The sequence below is a fragment of the Stieleria sp. genome, assembly GCF_041595215.1.
Lineage (GTDB): Bacteria > Planctomycetota > Planctomycetia > Pirellulales > Pirellulaceae > Stieleria > Stieleria magnilauensis.
Window position 1 is genome coordinate 1 of sequence record NZ_JBFHKV010000546.1, and the last position, 5,515, is coordinate 5,515.

A 5,515-nucleotide genomic window follows, 5' to 3' on the forward strand; every position below is an offset into this window, starting at 1 on the left:
CTTCACCATCACGGTGACGCCCGTCAACGACAATGCGATCAGCGCGATTGCGGATGTTGATTCGTCGGCCAATTCAGTTGCCGAGGACGCGGTGATCGGAACCATCGTGGGCATCACCGCACTGGCCAGCGATGCGGACGCGGGGGCCAGCGTCACGTATTCACTCGACGACGACGCCGGCGGTCGATTCTCGATCGATACGACGACGGGGATTGTTCGAGTGGCCGGAGCGCTCGATCACGAAACGTCGGCGAGCGAAACGATTACGGTTCGCGCAACGAGCAGTGACGGTTCGACGACAACGATGACAAACTCGATCGCCGTGACGGATGTCAATGAAGCTCCCGCGGCGACCGGGGAAGCGTTCACGGTGACGATCGGCGAAACGCTTTCCGTGGGAGTGGCGGGCGTGATTTTCAATGACACCGACATCGATGGTGACTCGCTCGCGATCGTGTTGGTCACCGCGCCGATCAACGGCACCTTCAGTTTGGATCCGGGCGGCAATTTTACCTACACGCCGAACGCGGGCTTCTTCGGCCAAGACTCGTTCTTTTACCGAGTCACCGACGGGACGCTGTCGAGCAATGTTGCCGAGGTGGTCCTTGAAGTGCCGGTTGTCGCGCCGGTGGTCAGTGGATCGGGACCGACACCACCGAGTGATCCAGATTTCGAAGAACCCGAGATCGAGAACGCGACCGAATCGGATGCCGACACTTCATCGGAGGTCGAATCGGAATCCGACGAATCAACGGACACCTCCGAGGCGACCGTTACGTCCGGCGAAGACTCCGGCATCGCCTTGGCTTCGGTCCTGCATGGTCCAGGTGCCAAGTCGGACGGTGGCGTCGGGGGACCGCCCGATGGGGGTGACCTGCCGGGCAACGACGGGTTGCCGGAGGAAGTGATACGAGCCGAACGACAGCTTTACGGCGTCTATGCGGTTTCAAGCGATGCTTCCAGTGTGACTCTCAGCCATTCCCCCGAACTGCAGCAACTGGAACGTTTGCTGCGTCAAGACCTGCAACAAGCGATCGTATGGACGCAGTGGGACGACCCCCAGCAGAACGAAGACGACTCACCGATGATGGTCATGGTCGGGGCCGCCGGAGCAGGGATGAGTGTGTTTTCGATCGGATACGTGTTCTGGGCATTGCGCGGTGGGGCGTTGATGACGGTGTTCGCCTCCAGTTTACCTGCGTGGCGGTTTATCGACCCGATTGCGATGCTTTCGGCTTATCGCAGTTCGCGAACGGGCGTCGACGAAGGGTTGGACTCGATGCTTGGCTAAAGCACCATCTCGCGGCTGTCACCGTTGAACCCTTTCCAGCCTTGCGGATAGACTGCGGTTTTGGTTTCGTTCGACTGATCAAACGCGTGAAGGATGTTGGATTGATGGATTCACAGAACACCACTCCGTTGGCCGCGAGGAACGCCCCGTCGACAAGTTCAGCCGACGCCACCTGCGGCGCCGGTGGACACGGCGTCTGCCCGGTCTGCCGCGGCAAGACGTTGATTGAAATTCGCGGTAAATTGCAGTGTTCCCGCTGCCATTCGATCTGTGAAACCTGTTGCGAAGGTGGTCGCGGGTAAACTTGGGGGCATGTCGTGCGCCGATTGAATTCGAGATCCAAAGCTGAGATTCGGAAAGAGCCCCATGGAAGCGATCCTCCTGGACCCCGGCGGTCTTCACTACCAGAGTTCGCACCCCGAACCGACGCCGGCCGAGGGCGAAGTGCTGGTGCAGGTTCTGCAGGCGGGGATTTGCGAAACCGATCTGCAACTCGCTCAGGGTTACATGGGGTTCCGCGGAGTTTTGGGGCATGAGTTTGTCGGCATTGCGCAAACGGGAACCCATGCGGGGCGCCGTGTGGTTGGCGAGATCAATTGCAATTGTCGGGTCTGCCCGACTTGCCGGGCCGGTCGACCGACGCACTGTCCCCGGCGGACGGTGATCGGAATCGATCGTCACGACGGGGTGTTCGCCCAAACCGTCGCGATTCCGGAGCACAATTTGCATGCCGTTCCTGAAAACGTGACCGACGACCAGGCGCTCTTTACCGAACCACTCGCCGCCGCCTTTGAAATCTTGGAACAGGTTGCGATCACGTCCGCCGACCAGATCGCGATCTTGGGCGACGGTCGATTGGGCTATCTGTCGGCCCAGGTGCTTTCATCCGTTGCCGATCGAATCACCGTGTTCGGCAAACACGGCGTCAAACTGCTGCGTTTCGGGCATCGCGGATACGAAGTGGTTCAGATCCCGTCGACCGATCCCGCGGAGCTTCCCCGGCACAAATTCGACGTGGTGGTCGATTGCACCGGATCGACGACCGGATTGCCGATGGCCATTCATCTGGTACGGCCACGCGGGACGGTGGTGCTCAAGACGACCGTCGCCGATCCGCATCAACTCTCACTTGCCTCGATCGTGATCGATGAAATTTGCGTCGTCGGATCACGCTGCGGTCCGTTCGCCAAGGCGCTCGATGCGCTGGCGAGCGGCGAAGTCGACGTGGACGGTTTGATCACCGATCGATACTCGTTGGATCAGGTCAAACCCGCGTTCGCGGCGGCCGTCAATCCGAATTCGTTCAAAGTCGTCTTCGACGTCGGTTCCCAATCGCTTTAGGACTCGTCGCTGTGTGGCGGAAACGCGCTGTCATCTGCGGGTCGCTCAACGCCGGCGGCGGAGCACATAGACGACATCTTCACTCGCCGCATCGACGGTGATCGGATCTGACAGGTCGTACCCAAAGTCAAACGTTTCGACGATCTCCCACAAACCGCTGTGATCGATCAACGCCTTCATCTGGCGCATCGTGTAGCTGCGCAGCACCAGTTCATCGACGATCCGCACCGAGCCCGAGGGACGATGGATATCAAACCGGATGCCGAACCGTTCGACGCGTCGTTTGGGGTCGCGTGAATTGGTCCACATGTGTGTGTTGACTGTCAGGTGACCTCGCCGAGCCGACCAGGATTCTCCTTCACTGGGGATCGCTTTGGTCGGCGTCAGGTGCACGCCCAAGAGGTAGAGTCCTCCGACGCGGACGGCATCGGCCATCGACTCGAAGTGCCCGCGCGCGGCCGCTTCGGTCGGCAGGTGGCGAAAGCTGTTGATGGTGTTGAACGCCACGTCCGTTTTTTTTCGCAGCCGAAAGTCCGACATGTCCGCCACGAAGGCGCGATGGGGCATCTCGTGACGCTCAAACCTGGCGTTGCAGAACTCGATCGCTTTGGGGTTCAAGTCCAGTCCATCGACGTCGTGACCGCGGCGGGCGAGGGAGTACAGCAGCCGCCCGGTCCCGCACGCCGGTTCGAAAAATCGTTTCGCCGGTCGGCTCGAGTACTGCTCCGCACAACCCAGAATGAATTTGGTCTCCGCGGCACAATCGGCCCCGAAGACCAGATCGTAATACTTCGGGTGGTCGTAGATGGATTCGTTCAGTTCTTGCACGGCGTGTCACTTGACGGAGGAGGACGAAAACGCTTCGGTGATTGGCAAGGCTTTTACTCGTTCTACAATCCCCCGTCTACCAGTGCTGTCTACCAGTGCTTTCGACCACTGCAGTCGATCGCACCGTTTCACACCCCATTGCAATCCCCCCGTCCACTCCGCTTCCCATCGATATCATGCTGATCGTTCTCTCGCCGGCCAAAACACTGGACTATGAATCCCGACCGAAGGTCCCGGCACGGACCACTCCCGAATGGCTCGCCGAGAGCGAAAAGCTGGTCGACTTGCTGAAAAAAAAGACCCCCAAGCAGATCCAGACGCTGATGGGGGTGAGCGAGAATCTGGCCGAACTGAATCACGGGCGTTATCAAGACTGGCAGCTGCCGATGCCCGACCAGGCGTCTCGGCCGGCCGTTTTGGCGTTCAAGGGCGACGTCTATCTAGGGCTTCAGGCCGACCAGATGACGGAAAAACAATTGCTCTACGCGCAGGATCATCTGCGAATTCTTTCCGGACTCTACGGCGTGCTGCGGCCACTCGATTCCATGCTGGCGTATCGGTTGGAGATGGGCACGGCACTGAAAACCCGTCGTGGCAAGGACCTGTATGCGTTTTGGGGAACGCGAATCACGCAATCGATCAACGAGCAGCTCGACGCGACGGACTCGCGGTACCTGTTGAATCTGGCATCGAACGAATACTTTCGCAGCATTCAAAAGAAGAGCGTCCAGGCCGAGATCATTGCGCCGGTGTTCAAAGATCAGAGCAACGGCAAGTATCGTGTGATCAGCTACTTTGCCAAAAAGGCGCGCGGGACGATGGCGTCGTGGGTGATTCGAAACAAAGTCAAAACGCCGGCCAAGCTGGTGAAGTTTGCCGAAGACGGATATCGCTACGACGCCGAATCGTCGACCGACGCGGCACCGGTGTTTTTGCGGGGGTAGTGCGGACGAACCTCAGCCCCCGTGGTGCTCGATCAAATGCGCAAAGAAAACCGATTTGTCATCGGCGTATTTCTGCGGCTCGCCGGCCCCCTGTCGCCAGCGGGTGACTTTGGTTTCCTCGAACCGCAGCGAGAGTTCGCGATCGGAACGCAGCGCATCACGGACGGCGATCGAACTGCGATAAAACGGGCTGTCTAAATAGGTCAAGAACACGCGATGGGTTTCTTCTCCGCTACGCGGTTTGCAGAACACGATCGCTTCGGCGGCCCACATCGGTGTGGTGACGCGTCGAAAATTCAGCCCCTCGATCATGTCCGATGACTCGGCGATCGCTTGCTGGGAATCATCGTCATCGCGGACCGCCGCGATCACATCCAGGACCGGGCGGGCGATCATACCGCCGATCGCGGTGCTGCCGATGTGTTGAACGTCGATCACCCAACCGAGACAACTGTGCAAAATCCCGCTCCGCGTTTGCTCGAACTCCTGCCGCCAACGCGGGTCGTAATGCATCAATCGGACGGTGTCAGTCATGGCGGCTTCAAACAACAGGCCGAAACGGCGGTCAACAAAAAAAGCGAGCCCATCGCGGATGCGATAGGCTCGCTGTATCGTTTGCCGATGTCAAGTTTGGACGCTATTTGCTGCTCAGCAAAGGCAATCGCGACTGCTTGATCTCATCGCGGATCGAATCGACGTACGACTCATCGGCCGGGCACAGTCGTCCGGCGGGGACCGTGCAGGTCCGGCCGTTGGACTTGAGCAATCGCACGTTGTCGGTGTTGATTTCGATCAAGCGGCCTTCGACCTGATACTTGCCCGTGTTGTCGATCCACGTTCGCACATGGGTCTCGTCCAGCGGGTTGATCGCGACGGCGGGAGCGACGGAGACGACTTGAACGCTCAGTGAACCCTCGGCCGCGGGCGTTTTTCCGAACAGGTCGTCCAGATTGTCCGCTGCATCGTCGGCGGGCTTCGCTTCACTTGCCGGTGCGTCTTCGGCGGCGTCCGGATCGCCGAACAGGTCATCCAGGGACTCGGTCGCCGACGACGCGTCGGAAGCGTCGGCTGCTGGTTCGGGCGTGTCGCCGAACAGGTCGTCCAGTCCGCC

General features: G+C 59.7%; 6 protein-coding genes. 3 read left to right on the forward strand and 3 right to left on the reverse strand.

Going from position 1 to position 5,515, the window contains the following annotated elements; all coding sequences use genetic code 11:
* Positions 1-1,291 (forward strand): Ig-like domain-containing protein (locus ABX749_RS19725; RefSeq protein ID WP_372897479.1); only part of this gene is annotated, 1,291 nt, incomplete at its 5' end.
* 366 nt (positions 1,292-1,657) lie between these two features.
* A complete protein-coding gene (locus tag ABX749_RS19730; RefSeq protein WP_372897480.1) occupies positions 1,658-2,632 on the forward strand; it encodes an alcohol dehydrogenase catalytic domain-containing protein in 975 nt (324 codons plus the stop codon).
* Positions 2,633-2,677: 45 nt separating this feature from the next.
* On the opposite strand, the gene ABX749_RS19735 is transcribed toward ABX749_RS19730, so the two are convergent.
* Complete coding sequence (locus ABX749_RS19735; protein WP_145220463.1) at positions 2,678-3,460, reverse strand: bifunctional 2-polyprenyl-6-hydroxyphenol methylase/3-demethylubiquinol 3-O-methyltransferase UbiG; 783 nt, start codon at positions 3,458-3,460, stop codon at positions 2,678-2,680.
* Positions 3,461-3,636: 176 nt separating this feature from the next.
* On the opposite strand from ABX749_RS19735, the gene yaaA reads away from it, so the two are divergent.
* Complete coding sequence (gene yaaA, locus ABX749_RS19740) at positions 3,637-4,404, forward strand: peroxide stress protein YaaA (protein ID WP_372897481.1); 768 nt, start codon at positions 3,637-3,639, stop codon at positions 4,402-4,404.
* A 12-nt stretch (positions 4,405-4,416) separates the two neighbouring features.
* Here the strand turns inward: yaaA and ABX749_RS19745 are convergent, their stop codons facing one another.
* On the reverse strand, positions 4,417-4,938 hold the full coding sequence (locus ABX749_RS19745; RefSeq protein ID WP_145220459.1) for a GrpB family protein: 522 nt from the start codon (positions 4,936-4,938) through the stop codon (positions 4,417-4,419).
* Positions 4,939-5,041: 103 nt separating this feature from the next.
* A partial coding sequence (locus tag ABX749_RS19750; protein ID WP_372897482.1) for an SHD1 domain-containing protein occupies positions 5,042-5,515 on the reverse strand: 474 nt, incomplete at its 5' end.